The sequence below is a fragment of the Paenochrobactrum gallinarii genome, assembly GCF_014205685.1.
GTDB lineage: Bacteria > Pseudomonadota > Alphaproteobacteria > Rhizobiales > Rhizobiaceae > Paenochrobactrum > Paenochrobactrum gallinarii.
The window spans coordinates 138,899-159,122 of record NZ_JACIIU010000001.1 but is presented as its reverse complement, the minus strand read 5'-3'; the positions used below and the strand labels follow the sequence as shown (position 1 = coordinate 159,122).

The 20,224-nt window shown below is 49.4% G+C and carries 19 protein-coding genes; 7 read left to right on the top strand and 12 right to left on the bottom strand.

Annotation, left to right across the window (positions count from 1 at the left end; genetic code table 11):
- The first annotated feature begins 1 nt into the window (after position 1).
- Genes lpxA through lpxB form a run of 3 tightly spaced genes read left to right on the top strand, consistent with a single transcriptional unit; the run spans position 2 to position 2,945 of the window.
- The gene (gene lpxA / locus FHS77_RS00700; RefSeq protein WP_184218545.1) at positions 2–838 is read left to right on the top strand and encodes an acyl-ACP--UDP-N-acetylglucosamine O-acyltransferase; all 837 of its coding nucleotides are present in this window, start codon (positions 2–4) and stop codon (positions 836–838) included.
- Positions 825–1,712, top strand: a complete 888-nt coding sequence (locus FHS77_RS00695) for an LpxI family protein (protein WP_343060918.1) — start codon at positions 825–827, stop codon at positions 1,710–1,712. Before lpxA ends, FHS77_RS00695 begins: the two co-directional genes overlap by 14 nt.
- A gap of 12 nt (positions 1,713–1,724) precedes the next feature.
- Complete coding sequence (gene lpxB, locus FHS77_RS00690) at positions 1,725–2,945, top strand: lipid-A-disaccharide synthase (protein ID WP_184218543.1); 1,221 nt, start codon at positions 1,725–1,727, stop codon at positions 2,943–2,945.
- Positions 2,946–3,034: 89 nt separating this feature from the next.
- Here the strand turns inward: lpxB and bfr are convergent, their stop codons facing one another.
- The 3 genes from bfr to FHS77_RS00675 form a co-directional block, all read right to left on the bottom strand.
- On the bottom strand, positions 3,035–3,517 hold the full coding sequence (gene bfr / locus FHS77_RS00685) for a bacterioferritin (protein WP_184218541.1): 483 nt from the start codon (positions 3,515–3,517) through the stop codon (positions 3,035–3,037).
- Positions 3,483–3,794, bottom strand: a complete 312-nt coding sequence (locus tag FHS77_RS00680; protein WP_184219608.1) for a (2Fe-2S)-binding protein — start codon at positions 3,792–3,794, stop codon at positions 3,483–3,485. Before FHS77_RS00680 ends, bfr begins: the two co-directional genes overlap by 35 nt.
- A gap of 461 nt (positions 3,795–4,255) precedes the next feature.
- A complete protein-coding gene (locus FHS77_RS00675) occupies positions 4,256–4,642 on the bottom strand; it encodes a hypothetical protein (protein ID WP_184218539.1) in 387 nt (128 codons plus the stop codon).
- 236 nt (positions 4,643–4,878) lie between these two features.
- Between FHS77_RS00675 and FHS77_RS00670 the strand changes: the two genes are divergently transcribed.
- Entirely contained in the window at positions 4,879–5,268 is a 390-nt protein-coding gene (locus FHS77_RS00670; RefSeq protein ID WP_184218537.1) for a MerR family transcriptional regulator, read from the top strand.
- Between the two features lie 2 nt (positions 5,269–5,270).
- On the opposite strand, the gene FHS77_RS00665 is transcribed toward FHS77_RS00670, so the two are convergent.
- The 3 genes from FHS77_RS00665 to gltX form a co-directional block, all read right to left on the bottom strand.
- Positions 5,271–6,230 carry a heparan-alpha-glucosaminide N-acetyltransferase gene (locus tag FHS77_RS00665; protein WP_184218535.1) on the bottom strand — a complete coding sequence of 320 codons (960 nt, stop codon included), beginning with the start codon at positions 6,228–6,230 and terminating at the stop codon, positions 5,271–5,273.
- A 171-nt stretch (positions 6,231–6,401) separates the two neighbouring features.
- Positions 6,402–7,694 (bottom strand): citrate synthase, encoded by a 1,293-nt coding sequence (gene gltA, locus FHS77_RS00660; protein WP_184218533.1) that lies wholly within the window; start codon positions 7,692–7,694, stop codon positions 6,402–6,404.
- A 204-nt stretch (positions 7,695–7,898) separates the two neighbouring features.
- Positions 7,899–9,320 carry a glutamate--tRNA ligase gene (gene gltX / locus FHS77_RS00655; protein ID WP_184218531.1) on the bottom strand — a complete coding sequence of 474 codons (1,422 nt, stop codon included), beginning with the start codon at positions 9,318–9,320 and terminating at the stop codon, positions 7,899–7,901.
- 466 nt (positions 9,321–9,786) lie between these two features.
- On the opposite strand from gltX, the gene FHS77_RS00650 reads away from it, so the two are divergent.
- The gene (locus tag FHS77_RS00650; RefSeq protein WP_184218528.1) at positions 9,787–12,216 is read left to right on the top strand and encodes a ComEC/Rec2 family competence protein; all 2,430 of its coding nucleotides are present in this window, start codon (positions 9,787–9,789) and stop codon (positions 12,214–12,216) included.
- Between the two features lie 224 nt (positions 12,217–12,440).
- On the opposite strand, the gene lexA is transcribed toward FHS77_RS00650, so the two are convergent.
- On the bottom strand, positions 12,441–13,163 hold the full coding sequence (gene lexA, locus FHS77_RS00645; protein ID WP_184218527.1) for a transcriptional repressor LexA: 723 nt from the start codon (positions 13,161–13,163) through the stop codon (positions 12,441–12,443).
- 302 nt (positions 13,164–13,465) lie between these two features.
- On the opposite strand from lexA, the gene FHS77_RS00640 reads away from it, so the two are divergent.
- Positions 13,466–13,978 carry a single-stranded DNA-binding protein gene (locus tag FHS77_RS00640; RefSeq protein ID WP_184218524.1) on the top strand — a complete coding sequence of 171 codons (513 nt, stop codon included), beginning with the start codon at positions 13,466–13,468 and terminating at the stop codon, positions 13,976–13,978.
- 310 nt (positions 13,979–14,288) lie between these two features.
- Positions 14,289–14,660, top strand: a complete 372-nt coding sequence (locus FHS77_RS00635; protein WP_184218521.1) for a response regulator — start codon at positions 14,289–14,291, stop codon at positions 14,658–14,660.
- Positions 14,661–14,712: 52 nt separating this feature from the next.
- Here FHS77_RS00635 and FHS77_RS00630 read toward each other — a convergent pair whose 3' ends face one another.
- The 5 genes from FHS77_RS00630 to FHS77_RS00610 are packed head-to-tail and all read right to left on the bottom strand — an operon-like array spanning position 14,713 to position 20,168.
- Positions 14,713–15,933 (bottom strand): molybdopterin molybdotransferase MoeA, encoded by a 1,221-nt coding sequence (locus FHS77_RS00630; RefSeq protein ID WP_184218518.1) that lies wholly within the window; start codon positions 15,931–15,933, stop codon positions 14,713–14,715.
- A gap of 4 nt (positions 15,934–15,937) precedes the next feature.
- Positions 15,938–16,426 (bottom strand): cyclic pyranopterin monophosphate synthase MoaC, encoded by a 489-nt coding sequence (gene moaC, locus FHS77_RS00625; protein ID WP_184218515.1) that lies wholly within the window; start codon positions 16,424–16,426, stop codon positions 15,938–15,940.
- A gap of 11 nt (positions 16,427–16,437) precedes the next feature.
- Entirely contained in the window at positions 16,438–17,241 is an 804-nt protein-coding gene (gene trpC, locus FHS77_RS00620; protein WP_184218512.1) for an indole-3-glycerol phosphate synthase TrpC, read from the bottom strand.
- A 9-nt stretch (positions 17,242–17,250) separates the two neighbouring features.
- The gene (gene trpD / locus FHS77_RS00615) at positions 17,251–18,270 is read right to left on the bottom strand and encodes an anthranilate phosphoribosyltransferase (protein ID WP_184218509.1); all 1,020 of its coding nucleotides are present in this window, start codon (positions 18,268–18,270) and stop codon (positions 17,251–17,253) included.
- An 8-nt stretch (positions 18,271–18,278) separates the two neighbouring features.
- Positions 18,279–20,168, bottom strand: a complete 1,890-nt coding sequence (locus FHS77_RS00610; RefSeq protein ID WP_184218506.1) for a peptidyl-prolyl cis-trans isomerase — start codon at positions 20,166–20,168, stop codon at positions 18,279–18,281.
- Positions 20,169–20,224: the final 56 nt, after the last annotated feature.

The following is a 20,224-nucleotide window of genomic DNA, read 5'->3' as shown; positions in this document are numbered from 1 at the left end:
TATGGCTGAGACCATGATTCACCCAACCGCACTCGTTGAGGATGGAGCACAGCTTGGCGCTGGCGTTTCTGTCGGGCCTTTCTGCCACATCCAGTCAGGTGCGGTTATCGGTGATGGTTCTCAATTGATGAGCCACGTTGTGGTGACCGGTGCCACAAGACTTGGCGCTAATGCACAAGTTTTCCCACATGCTGTGCTTGGTTGTGAGCCGCAAAACGGTAAGCATACAGGTGGCCCTACGACTTTGGAAATCGGCACCAATTGCACGATCCGCGAAGGTGTGACCATGCATAGCGGCTCTGATACCAGCCGGGGCCGCACGATTGTTGGTGATCATTGCACGTTCTTAGCCTATGCGCATGTCGCGCATGACTGCGTGGTTGAGGACTATGTGACATTTGCCAATAACGTGATGGTTGGCGGACACTGCGAAATTGGCCATCGTGCCATTTTGGGCGGTGGTTCTGCGGTGCATCAGTTTACCCGTATCGGTCATCACGCATTTGTGGGTGGCCTGGCTGCGGTTGCCGGTGATGTTATTCCGTTTGGCATGGTCATTGGTGTTCATGCGCATTTGGGTGGGTTGAACATTATTGGTATGAAGCGTTCCGGCATGGACAGAAAAGAAATTCATGCTGTGCGTCATGCTTCACGTATGTTGTTTGATCGCACAAAACCTGTGCAGGATCGCGCCAAAGACGTAAAACTTGCTTATGCAGAATCCAAGGCGGTTGCTGATCTGATTGATTTTGTCACAACAGATTCAAAACGTGCTTTTTGCACGCCTTTGATCAAGTCAGCAAAAGATACCCGTGAGGATAACGGTGGCGAGCAATAATCGTTCGCACCTTGCAGATCATTCCGTTTCCCGTCGTACAGCGATTATTGCGGGAAACGGATTGTTACCGATTGAAGTTGCAAAATCTCTGGCTGCCAGCGGCAATGCGCCGTTTATCTTTGCCTTGCGTGGCGAAGCAGCACCTGAATTGTATCAGTTTGAACATCAGGAAGTTTCAATCGTTGAATTTGCTAAATTCATCAAAACCATGAAAGCGCATAATATCGCTCAAGTTATTTTAGCGGGTGGTGTGCTTAATCGTCCGCATTTGACTGATTTGCGGTTTGATATGCCGACTTTACGAGCGCTGCCGAAAGTGATCGGGGCATTGGGCAAAGGCGATGACGCATTGCTGCGTGCTTTCATCCGCTTGCTTGAAGGTTATGATATTAAGGTCATTGGCGCACATGAAATCGTACCGGATTTATTATCTCCTGCACCTGCTCAAAGTTTGACTGTCGCGCGCCCTGACAAGCGCGAGCAACATAATATCGGGCTCGGTGCCGAGGCTGCGCGCTTGCTGGGTGATCTTGATGTCGGGCAGGGCGGCGTGGCGGTTGGTGGTCGTGTGGTGGCGCTGGAAGGCGCAGAAGGCACTGATTTGATGCTGGTCCGTGTGGCCGAGCTTCGGGCGGCAGGGCGTATTCCGCCGCGTGGTGGCGTGCTGGTAAAATGCGCCAAGCCTTCGCAGGAAGAGCGTGCCGATTTGCCCGCTATTGGCATCATGACAGTGATTAATGCTGATAAAGCCGGCTTGGCAGGAATTGCAGTTGAAGCGGGGCGTAGTTTTGTGCTTGGCTATCACGAGACGATAACCGAGGCCAATAAACGCGGCCTGTTTATTGAGACATTTGTTCGAACACCAGTTGAGTGAGGTCTGACGCTGATGAGCAAGCCGGTGATTACCCGTCCGCAATCGCAACTCGCACCGCTCAAAATTGCTATCGTTGCCGGTGAGGAATCGGGTGATTTGCTTGGTGCGGATCTGATTGATGCCCTTCGTCTGCAAACAGATCGTCTGGTGGAGATTGTTGGCGTTGGCGGCGCGCATTTGCAAGAGCGCGGCCTGAAAACGCTGTTTAATCCGCATGAAATATCGCTGATGGGGTTGGGTGCGGTTTTAAAAAATCTGCCGAAACTGATCATGCGCATTCACCAGACCGCGAAAGCAATAGTGGCTGAAAAGCCGGATTGTCTGGTGATTATCGATAGTCCGGATTTTACCCATCGCGTTGCAAAAAAAGTACGTCTTGCCGATCCGTCCATTCCGATTGTCAAATATATCGCGCCAACCGTATGGGCATGGCGACCACGCCGCGCCAAGGAAATGCGCGATTATATTGATCACGTGCTGACGATTCTGCCGTTTGAAGTGGATGTGCTCAAAAAACTGCATGGGCCGGAAGCCACTTATGTCGGCCATCGTTTGGCAGGGTTGCAGACGATTTTGAGTGCACGTGCCAAACAGAAAAAACGTGTTGTTTTTAAGGATCCGACAGCACCGCGTCAGGTTTTAATTTTACCAGGTTCACGGCGTTCTGAAATTCAGGGTCTGATGCCGGTTTTTGGCGAGGCTTTAAAAGAACTTGCGCTGCGCTTTGAAAGCATCGAGGCAGTTTTGCCGACCTTGCCGCATTTGGAAGAGATGGTGCGCGAGCTGTCAAAAACCTGGCCGGTTAAGCCTAAAATTGTCGTCGGCGACGAAGCAAAATATCTGGCTTTTTCGGAAAGTGATGCCGCACTTGCCGCATCGGGGACAGTGTCACTGGAACTGGCTTTGGCACAAGTGCCGACCGTTCTGGCTTATAAAACCGATTGGTTTGCACGGCAGTTTTTATTGCCGCGTATTACCATTTGGAGCGCCGCACTGCCAAACATCATTACTGATGAACCGATTTTGCCGGAATATTTTGACTATTATATGCGGCCGGGTGCTCTGGCACGGCAATTGCAGCGCTTACTGATTGAAGGACCCGCTCGTGAGGCTCAGATTAAGGGCTTTGAAGAGGTTGCCGAGCTGATGGCGACAGATCAGCCATCGGGTGAATTGGCGGCCTCTGTGGTGCTTAAACTGGCAAACGCACGACAGCCAGCTGATAAGAAATAAAATAAGCCGCACTGACAATCAGCGCGGCTTTACATTATCAATTAAAATATTAAAAAGGCCGGTTCATGCCGGCCTTCAACAGGTTTTGATCAGGCTTCGTCTGCCGGTACTGCATTGAGCAGGCCATAGCGTTCTTCACCAATTTTACCGAGCAGTTCCAACTGGGTTTCGAGGAAGTCAATATGCCCTTCTTCGTCTTTCAAGAGCTCGTCAAAAAGCTGCTTGGTGACGTAGTCGCCAAGTTGGTCGCAGATTTCACGTGATTTTTTGTAAGATGTGCGGGCATCAATTTCGCCCTGCAAATCGCATTCCAGCACTTCCTTGACATTTTGGCCGATGCGCAGAGGTGCTACCGATTGAAGGTTTGGATGGCCTTCAAGGAAAATGATGCGTTCAATAATACGATCCGCATGTTGCATTTCTTCGATGGATTCTTCGCGTTCTTTTTTTGCAAGACGCGCATAGCCCCAATCGTCAAGTAAGCGGTAATGCAACCAATATTGGTTGACTGCGCCGAGTTCCAGAAACAGTGCCTCGTTAAGCCGCTCGATGACCTGTGGTTCGCCCTTCATGCTTTATTCTCCCAAATTTTTCACGCAAGGATCTGACTTGATCAATGAACAATATGACATTTTCATCATTCTGATTATGACGAAGATGATATTCTTCAGTAACCTTTATGATCGTTTCTACGACATTTGGGAAGCACCCGCTGCAACGTCCGCGGCGCGACATCGCGTGGTAAATAGTTGAAGGCACAATCAAGCGCCAGCAATCTTCATCGAGAAGTTCGATGATTGTTTCTTCAATTTGTTGTTGGGTAATGAAGTTGCAATGGCATACCAGCATTTTACAGCGTTCCTTCAATAAAGGTCTGCTGATCATTCAAGCTGATGTGATTATAGACTGCTATGTATGCGAATTTTACATTTCGATTTGCAAATACAACGCTGCTTATATTATTCAGCGCGTTATTTATATTATTCTCAGAATTTGAACCAATCATTGGTTCCTCCAATAGCTCAGGGTAAAGGCCCGAATATTAAAGGTTGAACTAAATTTAGCTCATATATGCAGAATTAATGTAAAAATTGTCAAATGCTATGATTTTGAATTGTTCTAAAAAACAACGAGTTAGAATAAATCTAAAGATGAGTTAAATGCCCATATTAATGGGGGAATCTGGCGTGATGGCCTTGGTGAGGCGCTCAAAATAGCTTAAGCTTTATTCATGCGATATTTTGCCTCAGTAGCGGCTGACATTCAGAAAGCAATGTAAAATTTAAAAAAAGCCGAGATGGATGGCAGTTTTATTGCGGTGCCAATGGCGCACTATTGGTGCTTTCATCGCCTTCAGGCAGATCAAGAATAGGAGCGCCACAGCGGCGATACATAAAATCAGTGGCAAGTTCTTTTAGGCCATTGGCAAATGGCCATTCGCGATGGGCAATTTCATCAACGCCCATGCACCACTTGATCTCGTCTTGAGAAAGACCGTAATTGGTTTCCAGAAAGGAGAGGGCGTAATCAACGCCTTCCTCACAGGTCTCGGTTTCACAAAATCCACCGTCGCGCGCTAAGAGTTCAAGCGACTGTGTGCCGAGCTTTTCCACATAAGGGCGCATCATAAAGGGAGCTGCACCTAAGACTGCAATGACAACCAAACCGCCGATAATGATTTTGACAGGTCTTTGCATAGGGGCTCTTTCAATGGCGGTGAGGGATGAGGTGAAATACTGAAGCTTTTACATTCAAAGTCTATAGTTAGATATTAAAAGTGTTGTTAACAGTTAGCCTTGTTAAAAACGGTTGATCTTTTGTTTTTAGCCGTGCGATTTGTTGTTTTTAATTGACTGTTACGTAAAAGGAAGCTCTGCTGATTGTGAGCAATAAGTTTCGCCAGCTATGAGATTTTTATCTGAAAGGTCAAGGTTTGCATCGCGAATATTATACCATTACCGAATTAACGCGCGAATTTGGTATTTCGACGCGAACTTTGCGCTTTTATGAAGATGAGGGCTTGCTGCAACCCGAGCGCCGTGGTCGCACCCGTTTGTTTCGCTCAGCCGACCGGCATTTGCTGCGGCAGATTTTGCGTGGCAAAAGACTGGGATTTTCAATTGCCGAAATTCGCGACATTTTGCGTATGTATAGCGAGCCGCCATCCGATATCGAACAGCTGAAATTACTGGTCAGACATGTGAATGAAAAACGTGATGAACTGACCCAAAAGCGCCGCGACATTGAAGAGACATTGAGCGAGCTGGAGCGGATTGAGGAAATCTGTATTGAGCGTATTGCGGAGCTTGGTGTTTCAACCTGAGTTTATTCTGCCTTGGGTAGCATGTTGACCGAGCAGAGTTGTGCGCTCTCCTGCAATGACTGGTTCAGTTCTTCCGTGATCGCGCCATTATAAATCTTCCTGGCGATTTTTTTGTTTTGAAGATCATCGGTGACACAAGCGCAGAACTGCGCGCACAATTGCTGATCACCTTCCAATGCGCAATTGGTCTGGCAGGCTTGCACAAAAGCGCGTTCCGGCCCTGCCGGCGACACAATAAACGTGATGCCGTAAATGATGGCCATCAGCACAGGCTGGTGGATCAGATAAAAGGCCAGACTATGCTTTCCGATAAAGGTAAGCGGCTTGGCAATTTGTGCCTCTTTGGCAGAACTTTGAAGCCACGCACTCAGATTAAAGGTCTGGCACAGTTTGGCGAGCGCAATACCGGTGAGAACGGCGCTGAACCAGGGAAAGAGCGGCACGTAATCATTGGATAATGGTGTGATGGTGCCAAGGCCGATAAAGCCAAGCAGGGGCGCGTTAAAGAAATCTGCTCTGGCATAATCAGGTGCGATAAATATCAGTAAAGCAACGACCAGAATAAGCACTGCTGGCAGGCGCAAAAACAGCAAGGCCAGTACACTGGCCAATGCAATTTGATGCAAAATGCCAAAAAAGATAAATGAATCGGGTGATGTGTAATATGTCAGGCTGGTAATGGCGGCAGCCGCAATGGCAATCATTGCAAGGCGTTTGCCAAATGAGTGCCAGCGGATTGCTTTGCCATGCGCCAGATAAAGGCTGAAGCCGACGAGAATTAAAAAACTGCTGGCAATCAGACGGGCAAAGAGTTTCCAGCCGCCATGTGCTGTGGTGCCGGCATCCATATAGCCAAAAAATTCCAGATCCCAGCCGGTATGATAAATCGCCATCGCAATGAGGGCGAGGCCACGGGCAATATCAATACGGTTGAGGCGGGGGGAGGAAATATTGGCACTCATGATCAAAAATGAACCGCCTTGGCAAGCTACAGGAAAATCTGTTTTTATCCGTAGCACGACATGGAGTGACAGATAAAGAGTGCAGTCTGCCTGCTTGGCGCTGCTGGCTGTCACTTTTGTTGGTTGTATAAAAAAAGCCCCCGAACTGGTCGGGGGCTTTTGTTTTTAAACTTATTTGCGTTTTGCGACAGGCACGTAATCGCGTTCTGTTGCACCAGTGTAAAGCTGGCGGGGACGACCGATTTTCTGCTGTGGATCTTCGATCATTTCCTTCCACTGTGCAACCCAGCCAACAGTACGGGCAAGGGCGAACAGCACGGTGAACATTTCGGTCGGGAAGCCAAGAGCCTTCAGCGTAATACCGGAATAGAAGTCGATATTCGGGTAGAGCTTCTTCTCGATGAAATATTCGTCGGTCAGAGCAATGCGTTCCAGTTCCATCGCTACGTCGAGCAACGGATCATCTTTGATGCCCAGCTCAGCCAGTACTTCATGCGTGGTTTTCTGCATGATTTTAGCGCGTGGATCGTAGTTTTTGTAAACGCGGTGACCAAAGCCCATCAGACGGAACGGATCGTTCTTGTCTTTTGCTTTCGCAATATATTCAGGGATACGATCAACAGTGCCAATTTCAGCAAGCATGTTCAATGCTGCTTCGTTGGCGCCGCCATGGGCAGGGCCCCAGAGGCAGGCTACACCAGCTGCGATACATGCAAACGGGTTGGCACCTGAAGAACCGGCCAGACGCACTGTCGAGGTCGATGCGTTCTGTTCGTGGTCGGCATGCAGGATGAAAATACGATCCATTGCACGGGCAAGCACAGGGTTAACCTTGTAATCTTCACAAGGAACAGCAAAGCACATGTGCAGGAAGTTTGAAGCAAAATCGAGATCGTTTTTCGGATAAACGAATGGCTGGCCGATGTGGTATTTATAAGCCATTGCTGCCAGTGTCGGCATTTTTGCGATCAGGCGGATGGAAGCAACCATGCGCTGATGCGGGTCAGTAATGTCTGTTGAGTCGTGGTAGAAGGCGGACATTGCGCCGACGCAACCGACCATTACGGCCATTGGGTGGGCATCACGGCGGAAGCCGGTGAAGAAGCGGGTCATCTGCTCATGGAGCATAGTATGACGGGTAACACGGTAGTCAAAATCGGCTTTTTGTGCCTGTGTCGGCAGTTCGCCGTAAAGAAGAAGGTAGCAGGTTTCTAAGAAGTCGCCGTTTTCGGCTAATTGATCAATCGGATAGCCCCGATAGAGAAGAACGCCTTCATCACCATCAATATAGGTGATTTTGGATTCACATGATGCGGTAGAAGTAAAACCCGGATCGTATGTGAAGGAATTCGCATTCTTGTACAACGGACCGATATCGACAACATTTGGACCAACGGTGCCCGCTCGCACCGGCAGCTCAAAGGTTTTTCCATCGAGGGTAAAACTAGCTGTCTTGTCAGACATCGGTATTCCTTTCATGTCCACTATTGCTTTTGCGCCGCTTGGGTACGGCAAGTATTCAAGCAGATTTAGTGCATGTTTGTCCAATTATCACTTAGTCTGCTTCGTGAATAACTGGCCGCCAAACTATCCCAAAGTACCAATGTTGCAATGCTAAAAAGCTTCAACTTCAGCAAGTTTTCGTGTTTGGCGGCAGTTTTTTTAAACTTAAACGATTTGATCGCGAATTCGGCCCAAAGCTTCTTCACGACCAAGCACTTCAAGCACATCAAAAACGCCTGGTGATGTGGATTTACCCACTAATGCTGCACGTAAAGGTTGTGCAACCTTGCCAAGTTTGAGGTTTTTTTCTTCTGCAAATGCGCGTGCAGTAGAATCAAGTGCCGCCGCAGTCCATTCAGTTGTTGCTTCCAGTGCCGGCAAAACACTTTTAAGAAGAGCGCGGCCTTCATCATTGAGAATGGTTGCAGCTTTTTCATCCAGTGGGAGCGGACGCTGTGCGAACAGGAATTGTGCGCCATCCATCAGCTCAACCAATGTCTTGGCGCGATCTTTCAGACCTGGCATGGCAGCCAAAAGCTGCGCACGTTTTGTGTCATCGAGAGCGGCAAGCATTGCTTCGCCACCTTCAAAATAGCCAAGTGTATCGATCAGCGTGTTGGTCAGCTCTTCGCTGCCGCGTGCACGAATATATTGTCCGTTGATGGCTTCCAGTTTCTGGAAGTCAAAGCGCGCTGCACCTTTATTGATGTCGACAATGTCAAACCATTCGATCATCTGCGCAATCGACATGATTTCATCGTCGCCATGGCTCCAGCCAAGACGGGCAAGATAATTGCAAAGCGCATCCGGCAGATAGCCCATGGCGCGGTAAGCATCGACACCCAAAGCACCGTGACGCTTGGAAAGCTTCGCACCATCCGCACCATGAATGAGCGGAATATGCGACATGGACGGAACGTCCCAGCCCATTGCATTATAAATGACTGTCTGGCGCGCTGCATTGGTGAGGTGGTCATCACCACGAATAATGTGGGTGACGCCCATATCATGGTCATCAACAACAACAGCGTGCATATAGGTTGGTGTGCCGTCAGAACGAAGAATAATGAAATCATCCAGATCTTTGTTCGGGAAGCGCACTTCGCCCTGAACCGCATCGTCAACGAGGGTTTCGCCGGTTTGCGGTGCTTTAATACGGATAACCGGTTTTACGCCTTCAGGCGCTTCATCGGCAGAGCGATCTCTCCAGCGGCCGTCATAACGTGGCGGACGACCTTCTGAACGCGCCAGTTCGCGCATCGCATCCAGTTCTTCCGGTGTGGCATAGCAATAATAAGCCTTGCCGTTGGCAACCAGCTCTTCTGCGACTTCACGGTGACGCGGGGCACGTTCAAACTGGGAAATGGCTTCGCCTTCCCATGTCAGGCCGAGCCATGTCAGACCGTCCAGAATGGCGGCTGTGGCGGCATCGGTTGAACGTTCACGGTCGGTATCTTCAATACGCAGCAGCATTTTGCCGCCACGGTTTTTGGCATAGAGCCAGTTGAAGAGTGCAGTGCGTGCACCGCCGATATGCAGATAACCGGTAGGGGATGGTGCAAAGCGGGTAATAACAGGCTTGGACATGACAGCTCCGCTGTAATTTTTTATCAACAAATAGCACAATGACGGGCGATTTGCTGCATGGTAATTATATTTCTTGTAAAACTCAGATCCAGATTTCAGCGCTGGTCAAAGCGCATATCAGAATAGGACTTCGGTTTTTTATAAAGCTCATGTAGCATAGGCAGCATCGTGTGCAAGTGTGCCGGTCAAGTTTTTATAAAAGAGTGCGTTATATGGTGGGGGGCGTGCAGGGGGAGTTGAGGGGCTGAGCCGGGGGGCGAATACTGATCAGCATGAGGCGATTAAGCCTGAAATTGATGAGCGGGCGCTGTTAAAAGAGCTGCACGGCAACACGTCTTATTCGCCTTTTTTACCTGATCCGGCAATTTACGACCATCCGCTTGAAACACCACAGGCGGAGCCGTTTGAAACTCTTGCTGAAACCGGATTTCAGGCGCGCATTCAAACTTGTTTTGCTCAGTTGCAATTGGCTTTGCAGGCAGAGCGCGACCGCGGCACGGGATTTTTGCTTTTGCCGATCAGTGCCGGTGCAGGCGTTGTTGCCTATTTTACCAGAGCGCAGGAAACCGGCTGGCTGCCGCTGTTATTGGCATTATGCCTTCTGAGCGTCATGCGCTGGTGGCTGCGTGAGCGCTATTACTGGGCGTCGATTGTAATGCTGGCGATCTTTTTTCAGCTTGGAATGCTTAGTGGCAAGCTTGAAACATGGCGTTATTCTACAGCTATGGTTGGCTCTGATGTCACAACAAGGTTGACAGGGCGTGTTGTCGGTTTGGAAGCGCAATATAGTGGCGGCTGGAGGTTGACGATTGATGTATTGTCGACGCAGCGCCCGGTTTTACGCTATGCACCTGAGCGATTGCGCATGACAGCGCGTGATATTCCGGCACAAACTGAGATAGGTTCAACACTTACCGGCTTGGTGAGGTTGCGTCCGCATTCAGGGCCGGTCAGACCTGGCAACTATGATTTTGCTTTTAATAGCTTTTTTAAAGGCAACGGCGGGAATGGTTTTTATCTCGGAACACCAGCACTAGCTGAAAGCACGAGCATTAATGGTGTGGGGGCGACCTTTTCTTATGCGATTGCCACGCTCAGATATATAGTCGGCAGTCGTGTCACAAGTGTGGTGAGCGGGGAAGATGGTGCTATCGCTGCTGCACTTATTTCGGGGCAGCGCGATGGTATTAGCGAGCGCACCAATGAAGCTTTACGCAATTCCGGCCTTGCACATGTGTTGTCGATTTCGGGACTTCATCTGGCTTTGGCGGCGGGGGTGGTGATCATTGGCTTTCGGATGGTTGCCAGTCTGTTTCCTTCTTTTGCTGCGCGGCATCCGATAAAAAAATATGCAGCTATTGCGGCTTTATTCAGCTCTGCGTTTTATCTGGCGCTGTCTGGCTCGGATGTGGCCGCGCAGCGCAGTTTTGTAATGATCATGGTGATGCTGGTGGCGTTACTCTTTGATCGCGCCGCGCTCAGTATCCGCAATTTGGCAATCGCTGCGCTGATAGCCTTTATCACTGCGCCTCATGAAGTGCTGGGGCCAAGCTTTCAAATGTCATTTTCGGCAACAGCGGGATTGATTGCCGCCTTTGCTTGGTGGAGTGATACAAACTCAGGCGCGTTTAAAGAGGATAAACCGCAAACGCGTAAAAATCCGACGAGGATGAAAAAATGGTTGTTGCCCGTAGTCGCGACTGCGGCCACTTCTATTATTGCCGGCGTGGCGAGCGGAATTTATTCTGCTTACCATTTTAATAATACCGCTCCTTTTGGCTTGCTGGGCAATGTTCTGTCTATGCCAGTAATTTCCCTTATTATTATGCCATTTGCTGTGCTGAGCTTGTTATTGATGCCGTTGCAGCTGGATTGGTTGCCATTGCAAATTATGGGATTTGGCGTTTGGGCATTACGGCAAATTGCTGATATTGTTGCATCAATTGCGCCGGATGGTAACCCGGGCATAATTCCATCAGGCGCGATTTTAAACTGGACGATCGCGCTGGTGATTGCAGTTATTTGCACAACACGTTTACGTGCGCTTTCGCTCATCTTTGTGCTGGTAGGTTTTTTGTTTTATTTTTATGAAACAGATCCCGATATCATGATTGCAGAAGATGCAAAATTGGTTGCAGTTCGCCTTAATGATGGTTCATTGGCGGTCAACCGTCCGCGAGTTTCCAAATTCACCATGCAGAACTGGTCAAAGGCCTATGATGCCCATGCCATTGTGCCGCCGGTGGTCGCGGATTCGAAGAAAAATGGCACTTACAGTGACGATGCTTTTTATTGTGAGGAGAAAATCTGCTCAATTACTCTTAAAGACGGGCGTATGCTTAGTTATACTGATGAGCCGGAAATGGTAAACTTCGCCTGTAATATCGGCGATGTGGTGGTTTTAGCCGTAGCGGGTAAAGAACTCAAATGTCCATCTGGTGACAAGCTTATTGTAACGCGGCGTGAATTGGCCTTGAAGGGGGCTTTGGAGGTTCGGCTGGGAGTGCAAAGTACTGGTCAGCAAGCTTTAAAAAAGATGAGAGTCGCGGGAGAGCGTGTCACACCAGTCTTTGAGCCAGACAATGAACATAGTTTGGGTTCTGAAGATGATTTTCCTGATGAGGTTTCAGGGTTGATGCATATTGATATGTCTGAAGCCATGAGGACGCATGAAAATGCAAATATGGATGATGTTGAGCATGCGTCGTCGCAGATCACGATGCCTGTAAGTTTGGCTGGAGCCGGGAGGCAATTATATTATAATGACCAGCTGACATATTCAGTCGGTGAGCCGCAGCGCCCTTGGCATTTATACCGGCTTTATTCACGTGCTGCGCGTGGCCTTGCTGATTATGCTGCGCCGAAAGCAAAAACAGATCAAAAACTTTCAGAATAGAGATTTTTGATAGATACCAACTAAGAACTATCATTTATCACATCAATGATAAGCGAGTGCATTATTGCTGCAAGTTTTGAACGAGCGCTTTTAATGCCGACGAAATTTTCGCTTACTCAGCTACATTTCTGCAATGGAACAGCTATCGTTATTACAGGAACCAGCCATAGAAAAATGATTAAACTGGCTGGCTCCGATGTTTTTATCATAGTTTATTGGTCAGATTAATAGCGGCGTATTAATCCGACCAGCTTGCCCTGAACCTGAACGCGATCAGGGCCAAAAATTCTGGTTTCATAGGCAGGGTTGGCTGCTTCCAATGCAATGGACGCGCCTTTTCGGCGAAAACGCTTTAGCGTCGCTTCTTCATCATCCACCAGTGCCACAACAATTTCACCCGGATTGGCGGTGTTACCACGACGGATGACGACGGTGTCACCTTCAAAAATTCCGGCCTCGATCATCGAGTCGCCTTTAACTTCCAGCGCATAATGTTCGCCCGAACCGATCATATCCATCGGCAGACTGATTGTGCGGGTCTGGTTTTGAATGGCAGAGATCGGTACGCCCGCTGCAATGCGCCCCATAACAGGTACAGAAATCGTTTCATTATTATCGGCAGCGATATTAATCGGTGCTGTTTCAGCTTTAGCGGGCGCTGCAGGTTTGCCAAGACTGCCTTCAATCACACTCGGTGAGAACTTTTTTTGTGAATTTAGCCCTGGAGCAATTGATTCCGGCAAACGGATGACTTCCAGCGCTCTGGCACGGTTTGGCAGACGGCGGATAAAGCCGCGCTCTTCCAATGCGGTGATCAGACGATGGATGCCTGATTTGGAGGCTAAATCCAGCGCATCCTTCATTTCATCAAACGAAGGTGGAATCCCCACTTCTTTCATACGCTCATGAATGAAAAGAAGTAATTCATGCTGCTTGCGGGTTAACATACGCTAAAGCCCCCCAGAGTTAAGAATCAATTATAAAAAACAAATGCAGAACAAACACTATCTGTTCCAGTCTTGTTCTGCAAGTGTCTCTTAATCTTATTTTAAGCGGGTAAAAAAATGGATACTTGCCGCGAAGATTTTTTTACATTAGAACAAAGGAGGAACTTAAATTTAAGTGGCATATCTCTTGTGGAAACAGTCTATAATTGCTGACATCTGATGCAGCATGGATGTGCTAAATCACTGGCGGCTGTTATCTGTAGCAGTTAACCAAAGTTAAAATATAAGGTGGAGTTAAGCGCATGGCAGGTAGTGTCAACAAGGTTATTCTGGTCGGCAATCTTGGTGCGGATCCGGAAGTAAGACGTATGAGCTCCGGTGACCCTGTCGTTAATTTGCGTATTGCGACTTCCGAAAGCTGGCGCGACCGTCAATCCGGCGAGCGCCGCGAAAAGACCGAGTGGCACAGTGTTGTTATTTTCAACGAAAATCTGGCGAAAGTTGCCGAGCAATATCTGAAAAAGGGCGCTAAAGTTTATATTGAAGGCGCTTTGCAGACCCGCAAATGGCAGGATCAGAACGGCAATGAACGCTATACGACTGAAATCGTATTGCAGAAATTCCGTGGTGAATTGCAGATGCTTGATAGCCGCGGTGAAGGCGGTGGTCAGGGACGTTCTTTTGATGGCGGCGGTCGTTCGCAGATGTCTGATTACTCCGGCGGTGGTTCATCGGGCGGTTCGGATTTCGGTAACTCCGGCCCTTCATCGGGCGGTGGTTTCTCCCGTGATCTGGATGATGAAATTCCGTTTTAATGGAAAAGAAGCGATGAAAACGGGCAATTAATTGCAGTTTTTGTGTGATCTTTTGCATAAATAATTAAAAAATGCGCAGGTTTTGATGAAACTTGCGCATTTTTTTGTGCTTTTTTGAACTGTCAGCCGGTCAATTGAGTGTTTTTTTTGATGAGTGCAGACTTTAAAAAAATAAAAGAGTGCAATCTGTTTGCTATTCGTCAATGTTCTGCGTTTAAAATGGCTGTGGATGAATGGGGTCTTATCGATTCCATCATCTGTGTATGAGCCTGCAAATAAGCCGGAAAGCCTGTGCGCTGAGGGAAGTTTGATGATTAAGAAAGTGATGATCGTTGAGGATAATGAGCTGAACATGAAGCTCTTTCGCGATCTCATAGAAGCCCATGGCTATGAAACTATCCGCACCCGCAACGGGCTCGAGGCGCTGGATCTGGCGCGCGAGCATCGCCCGAACCTGATTTTGATGGATATTCAGTTGCCGGAAGTCTCAGGTCTTGAAGTGACCAAGTGGCTCAAGGATGATGAAGAGCTGAAGGTTATTCCTGTCATTGCGGTCACTGCGTTTGCGATGAAGGGCGATGAAGAGCGCATCAGGCAAGGTGGCTGTGAGGCTTATATTTCCAAGCCGATTTCAGTACCGCGTTTTATCGAGACAATTAAATCTTATTTAGGCGACGCTTAAAGCCTAGCTAAAAAACAGCGCTGCGTTTTTTAGGCAAAAAACGCGATAAAATCTAACGCAAGACCAGAATTTGACATGTTGCACCGGCATTAATGGCAGGTGCATTGGCTTCTCGGATAATCAGCGCATTGGCGCGCGCCAACATTCCAAGCATCGACGAATCCTGCACGGGCAGGGGATGGACGATGAGATCGCCTTGATCGTCAAGAATATATTCCGCACGCACATAATCACGGCGATGATCATTTTCCGGCATATGGGTTGAGAGCGTGGCTTTGCGGATATCGGCGCGATAGGTGCGGCCGGATAATTTGGCAATCAATGGCACTAAAAATAAATGGCCGCAAACCATGCTCGAAACCGGATTGCCCGGCAGACCAAGCACATGGATGATACGGCCATTGGCAGCGGTCAGGCTGCCATGCATCAGCGGTTTGCCCGGACGCATGGCGATTTTCCAGAAATCCAGCTTCATGCCACAGGCGGTAAGTGCTTTATGCACCAGATCATGATCGCCGACTGAGGCACCGCCAAGCGTTAACAACACATCGACATTATCATTCATCGCCTGTTTGATGGCAGCAATGATTAAATCTGTTTGGTCCGGCACAATGCCTAAATCAATTGCCGTTGCATCTTGTGCGCGCACCAGTTCGGCAATACCGCTGGAATTGGATGAAATGATCTGGTCTTCCGCCGGAATTTGGCCAGGTGCTACAAGCTCGTCGCCGGTTGCCAGAATGGCTACGCGCGGGCGGCGGGTGACTTGCAGTTCGGCATTGCCGCTGGCTGCTGCGAGCGCTAATGCTGCTGCATCAAGCTTGCGTCCGACCGGCAATAATTCTTCGCCGAGTTTAAAATCAAGACCGGCGCGGCGAATATGTTTGTGTTTGATAATCGCACCGCTGACTTCGATCATGTCGCCATTGCGGGTGACATTTTCCTGAATGACAACACTATCCGCATCGGCTGGCACCGGCGCACCGGTGAAAATGCGGATGGCTTCACCTTCAGCAATTTGCCCGCGATAGCGCTTACCTGCTGCGGCTTCACCGATCACGCGAAATGTCTTTGAATAGCTGCCATCTTTATTGGCGCGCACTGCATAACCATCCATGGCGGAGGCATCAAAAGGCGATTGCAAATAATGAGCAACCATAGGCGCGGCGAGGGTGCGCCCGCCTGCCTCACTGATAGAAACTGTTTCACTTGGTCCCGTTTGGACATTTTCAGTCAGGCGCTGCAAGGCCTCATCAACGGGTAAAAGTGCCATTTTTTTATTTGTCCTTGGAGGATGCGAACCAGTCACCGGATTTACCGCCGTGTTTTTCAACAAGGCGGATATTTTGAATGGTCATGCCTTTATCGACGGCTTTCGCCATATCGTAAATGGTGAGGCATGTGACAGAAGCTGCGGTGAGTGCTTCCATTTCAACGCCGGTGCGGCCTTTGAGGCGCGCACTCGCAGTTACTTTTAAGCCGGGCAGGCTTTCATCCGCTTCGATTTCAATGCCGACTTTGGTGAGCATTAACGGATGGCAAAGCGGAATGAGATCAGCGGTTTTTTTAGCGGCCATAATACCGGCAATGCGTGCTGTTGCCAGCACATCGCCTTTGGCTGCATTGCCGGAAAGAATAAGAGCAAGCGTTTCTGGCTGCATGATAATGGAGGCTTCGGCGACAGCTAAACGCTCGGTTTCCTGCTTGTCGCCGACATCGATCATATGGGCATGTCCGGATTGATCAAGATGGGTCAGCTTGCTCATAGTTATTTATTTCAGGCTGTCTGGCCGGTCAGAAGGGCGCGGGTTGCGGAACTCACATCCTGCTGACGCATCAGACTTTCACCGATCAGGAAGGTTTCGATGCCGGATTTTTGCAAACGCAGGCAATCTTCATGGGTGAAGATACCGCTTTCGCCAACCAGCAGATAATCATCCGGTACCATGGTGGAAAGACGTTCGCTTACCGCCAGATCTACCTCGAAATTGCGCAAATTGCGGTTGTTAACGCCGAGCATTTTCGACTGCAATTTGAGCGCACGTTCCATTTCAGCTTCGTCATGCACTTCAATCAATGCATCCATGCCGAGCGAGAAAGCGGCCTGTTCAAGCTCTGCGGCCAGCTGATCATCAACACTTGCCATGATGATGAGAATGCAATCAGCACCCCAGCTGCGTGCTTCATAAACCTGATATGTGTCAAAGAGGAAATCTTTGCGCAGAGCTGGCAATGAGCAGGCATTGCGCGCGGCTGTCAAAAACTCAGGCGCACCCTGGAATGAAGGTGTGTCGGTGAGAACGGACAAGCAAGCCGCACCACCTTCTTCATAGGCTTTGGCCAGCAATGGCGGGTCAAAATCCGGACGGATCAGGCCTTTCGACGGACTGGCTTTTTTAATTTCTGCAATCAGGCCAAATTGCTTGTTGGCTTGTTTTTGCAGCAAAGCATTCAGAAAACCGCGTGTCGGCTGCTGGTCGGCAATTTTTGCTTTAAGCTCGCTAAGCGAAGTTTGAGCTTTGGAAGCTGCAATTTCTTCGCGCTTATAGGCTTCAATTTTCTTTAAGATATCAGTGCTCATACCGTATCCTTATTCCGCTTGCTCATTGGAAACCTGAACGAGCTTATTCAAGACATTCAGTGCCGCACCACTGTCGATCGAAACGGCTGCTTGCTCAACGCCTTCTTTCAGGTCATTCGCTTTGCCGGCAATGAGAAGAGCGGCACCTGCATTCATCAGCACAATATCGCGATAGGCATTTTTTGCGCCTTTAAGAACTTCACGCAATGCTTCCGCATTATAAGCGCCATCGCCGCCTTTCAGTTCAGCCGGTTCTGCGCGGCGGATGCCGACATCTTCAGGGCTGATTTCAAAGCTGCGGATAGTACCAGCTTCCAGCGCACTGACATGGGTGATGCCGGTGGTGGTGATTTCATCAAGGCCGTCACCATAGACAACCCATGCGCGCTCAGAGCCCAGCTCTTTAAGCACATGTGCCAAAGGCTCGACCCATTCCTGCGCATAAACGCCGACAAGCTGACGCTTGACATGGGCAGGGTTGGAGAGGGGGCCAAGCAGATTGAAAATCGTACGGGTACCAAGTTCCACCCGTGACGGACCGACATGGCGCATGGATGAGTGATGGTTAGGCGCAAACATGAAGCCCAAGCCCGCTTCATAAATGCAGCGGCTGATGAGATCGGCACCGGCTTCAATATTAACGCCGAGCGCCACAAGTGCATCTGCTGCTCCTGAGCGCGAGGAAAGCGCGCGATTGCCGTGTTTTGCCACCGGAATGCCTGCACCTGCCACCACAAAGGCCGAACAAGAGGAAACATTGTAAGAACCGGACTGATCGCCGCCGGTGCCAACAATATCAATGGCATTGTCGGGTGCTTTGACTTCTGTGACGCGGGACATCATCGATGCAACCGCACCGCTGATTTCCGGCACGGTTTCACCGCGCACGCGCAATGCCATCAAAAAGGCACCGATCTGAGAGGGCGTCGCACGCCCTGTCATCATAATATCGAAAGCTTCTTTAGCCTCTTGGGCATTAAGCTGTGTTCCGAGCGCGACTTTTGCGATGAACTCTTTAAAATCAACCATAGCCACCTCTAAAATGCCATCGCATTGTTAATCGCGGCCTGGTTGACTTTAACCGGATATTGTTTCTGCAATTCGGCAATAAGCTGTGTCAGAAGGTCATCGGAAAAGCCGTTAGCAGCAGCTTTGCGGCGATCTTCAGTGATTGATTCCGCACTGATGCCGGCAGGCTCAACCACATCCGTGACTTTAAACAGGATTTGCGCATCATTGTTTGGTGTTGCTGCCGTGCCGATATGGCCGTTAGCGCCACGGAAGATGGCAGCAACTGCGGCAGAGCCGAGCTCAATGTCATTGGTTGTACGGGTCACGCCGCGTTTGGTGTTTTTGGTGATGCTTAGTTCTTCAGCCAATGCGTCCAGCGATGTGCCATCCTGAAGTTTCTTTTTCAGATCATCAGTTTTGGCAATCAGGTTCTTAATGGCTTCATCGGCTTTCCATGCTTCAACCAGTTTGTCCTTCACCTCATCAAGGGTGCGGTCGCGCGCTGCGATGATGTCGTCTGCCTGATACCAGAGGAAACCGTTGGTGCCGAGCGACAGCGGGTCATTATCAATGCCCTTGTGAGTCTGGAACAGGTTGGAGACGAGCTGTGCCTGCACAGGCAAATTCTCAACCGGCTTTTCGCTCATATCATTGCCTTCGGCATCGATAGCATCAACGGTAACAGCTTTGAGTCCCGCCTTAGTAGCCGCTTCTGACAAAGGAACGCCATTGGAGATGTCTTCTTCAAGCTGATCACGCACATTGGAAATAGCGGTTGCAGCAATTGTTGTGGCAAGGCTTAAGCGGATTTCCTGCTCAACTTCTGTAAGCGGTTTGGTGTGTGCGGAATCAATCTCTGTCACACGCAGGATGACAGGGCCAAAAGCACCTTTAACCACATCGCTGGCCTGATCTTTGGTCAAACCAAAAGCAGCTTCTGCAAGAACCGGATCAGGCAGGGCAGATTTTTCAAAAGTGCCGAGCTTGATGTCGTCGGCAGATTTATTGAGTTCTTTGGCCAGATCATCGAAGCTCATGCCATTTTTAAGCTTTTCGGCAGCGGCATTGGCGGCAGCTTCATCGGTAAAACTCAATTGTTCGATGGTGCGCTTTTCAGTGGTTGAATAGCGGCTCTGGTTCTTTTCATAATAGTCGCTGATTTCTTCAGGGGTGATCTGGCTCGGATCAGCAATATCGGATGGCTCCAGCTTGACATAAGTGAGCTTGCGATATTCCGGCGCTGCATATTGGGCTTTATTGGTTTCAAAATAAGCCTTCAGCACATCCTCTGACGGAGCCGCAATATCTCCGGCTTTTTCCGGCTGGATGGTGATATAATCAACCGTGCGGCTCTCACCTTCATAAAGTGCCAGCGCTTTCAGCAATGTATCAGGAACGCTGATGCCATCGGTTACGGCTTCGACAATCTGCTGACGACGTGCAACTTGTGTACGGCTGTCGAGGTAATCCTGTGCACGAATATTACTTTGACGCATCACTGCATCAAATTGTGCAGGGCTGAAGCGGCCGGAAGCATCGTGGAAGGACGGATCTTCAGCCACAAGGCGGGCGATTCCGTCTTTGGTGATTCCCAAATTCATCTGGCGGGCTTCTTCATCCAGCACAACGCCGGCGGCCAGCTGGGAGAGTACCTGACTTTCCACACCTAAAGCCTGAGCCTGTTCTTTGGTCAGGCGCTGCTGGAATTGCTGCGACAGGCGCATCATTTGCTGCTCATAGGCAAAACGGTATTCAACCGCACTAACCTCGGATTTTCCGGCACTTAACGCGGCTGAGCCGCTCATGTCTTCACGGAAAATATCGGCGATACCCCAAGCGGCAAAGCTTAAGACGAGCATACCAAGCAATAGTTTTGCAATCCAGGTTTGAGTGGCGGCGCGCAAGCTGTCGAGCATGGAGGTACCTTTTATTAATTGAAAGCGTTAGTTCCAGATCTATGGGAATAGCCCTA

Excerpts from the sequence above, each read along its gene's own strand:
- bfr (WP_184218541.1), bottom strand. The coding sequence starts at position 3,517 with ATGAAGGGCGAACCACAGGTCATCGAGCGGCTTAACGAGGCACTGTTT.
- trpC (WP_184218512.1), bottom strand. The coding sequence starts at position 17,241 with ATGAGCACTGATATCTTAAAGAAAATTGAAGCCTATAAGCGCGAAGAA.
- FHS77_RS00680 (WP_184219608.1), bottom strand. The coding sequence starts at position 3,794 with ATGCTGGTATGCCATTGCAACTTCATTACCCAACAACAAATTGAAGAA.
- trpD (WP_184218509.1), bottom strand. The coding sequence starts at position 18,270 with ATGGTTGATTTTAAAGAGTTCATCGCAAAAGTCGCGCTCGGAACACAG.
- FHS77_RS00610 (WP_184218506.1), bottom strand. The coding sequence starts at position 20,168 with ATGCTCGACAGCTTGCGCGCCGCCACTCAAACCTGGATTGCAAAACTA.
- FHS77_RS00640 (WP_184218524.1), top strand. The coding sequence starts at position 13,466 with ATGGCAGGTAGTGTCAACAAGGTTATTCTGGTCGGCAATCTTGGTGCG.
- gltA (WP_184218533.1), bottom strand. The coding sequence starts at position 7,694 with ATGTCTGACAAGACAGCTAGTTTTACCCTCGATGGAAAAACCTTTGAG.
- FHS77_RS00665 (WP_184218535.1), bottom strand. The coding sequence starts at position 6,230 with ATGAGTGCCAATATTTCCTCCCCCCGCCTCAACCGTATTGATATTGCC.
- moaC (WP_184218515.1), bottom strand. The coding sequence starts at position 16,426 with ATGAGCAAGCTGACCCATCTTGATCAATCCGGACATGCCCATATGATC.
- FHS77_RS00630 (WP_184218518.1), bottom strand. The coding sequence starts at position 15,933 with ATGGCACTTTTACCCGTTGATGAGGCCTTGCAGCGCCTGACTGAAAAT.
- FHS77_RS00675 (WP_184218539.1), bottom strand. The coding sequence starts at position 4,642 with ATGCAAAGACCTGTCAAAATCATTATCGGCGGTTTGGTTGTCATTGCA.
- lpxA (WP_184218545.1), top strand. The coding sequence starts at position 2 with ATGGCTGAGACCATGATTCACCCAACCGCACTCGTTGAGGATGGAGCA.
- lpxB (WP_184218543.1), top strand. The coding sequence starts at position 1,725 with ATGAGCAAGCCGGTGATTACCCGTCCGCAATCGCAACTCGCACCGCTC.
- FHS77_RS00635 (WP_184218521.1), top strand. The coding sequence starts at position 14,289 with ATGATTAAGAAAGTGATGATCGTTGAGGATAATGAGCTGAACATGAAG.
- gltX (WP_184218531.1), bottom strand. The coding sequence starts at position 9,320 with ATGTCCAAGCCTGTTATTACCCGCTTTGCACCATCCCCTACCGGTTAT.
- lexA (WP_184218527.1), bottom strand. The coding sequence starts at position 13,163 with ATGTTAACCCGCAAGCAGCATGAATTACTTCTTTTCATTCATGAGCGT.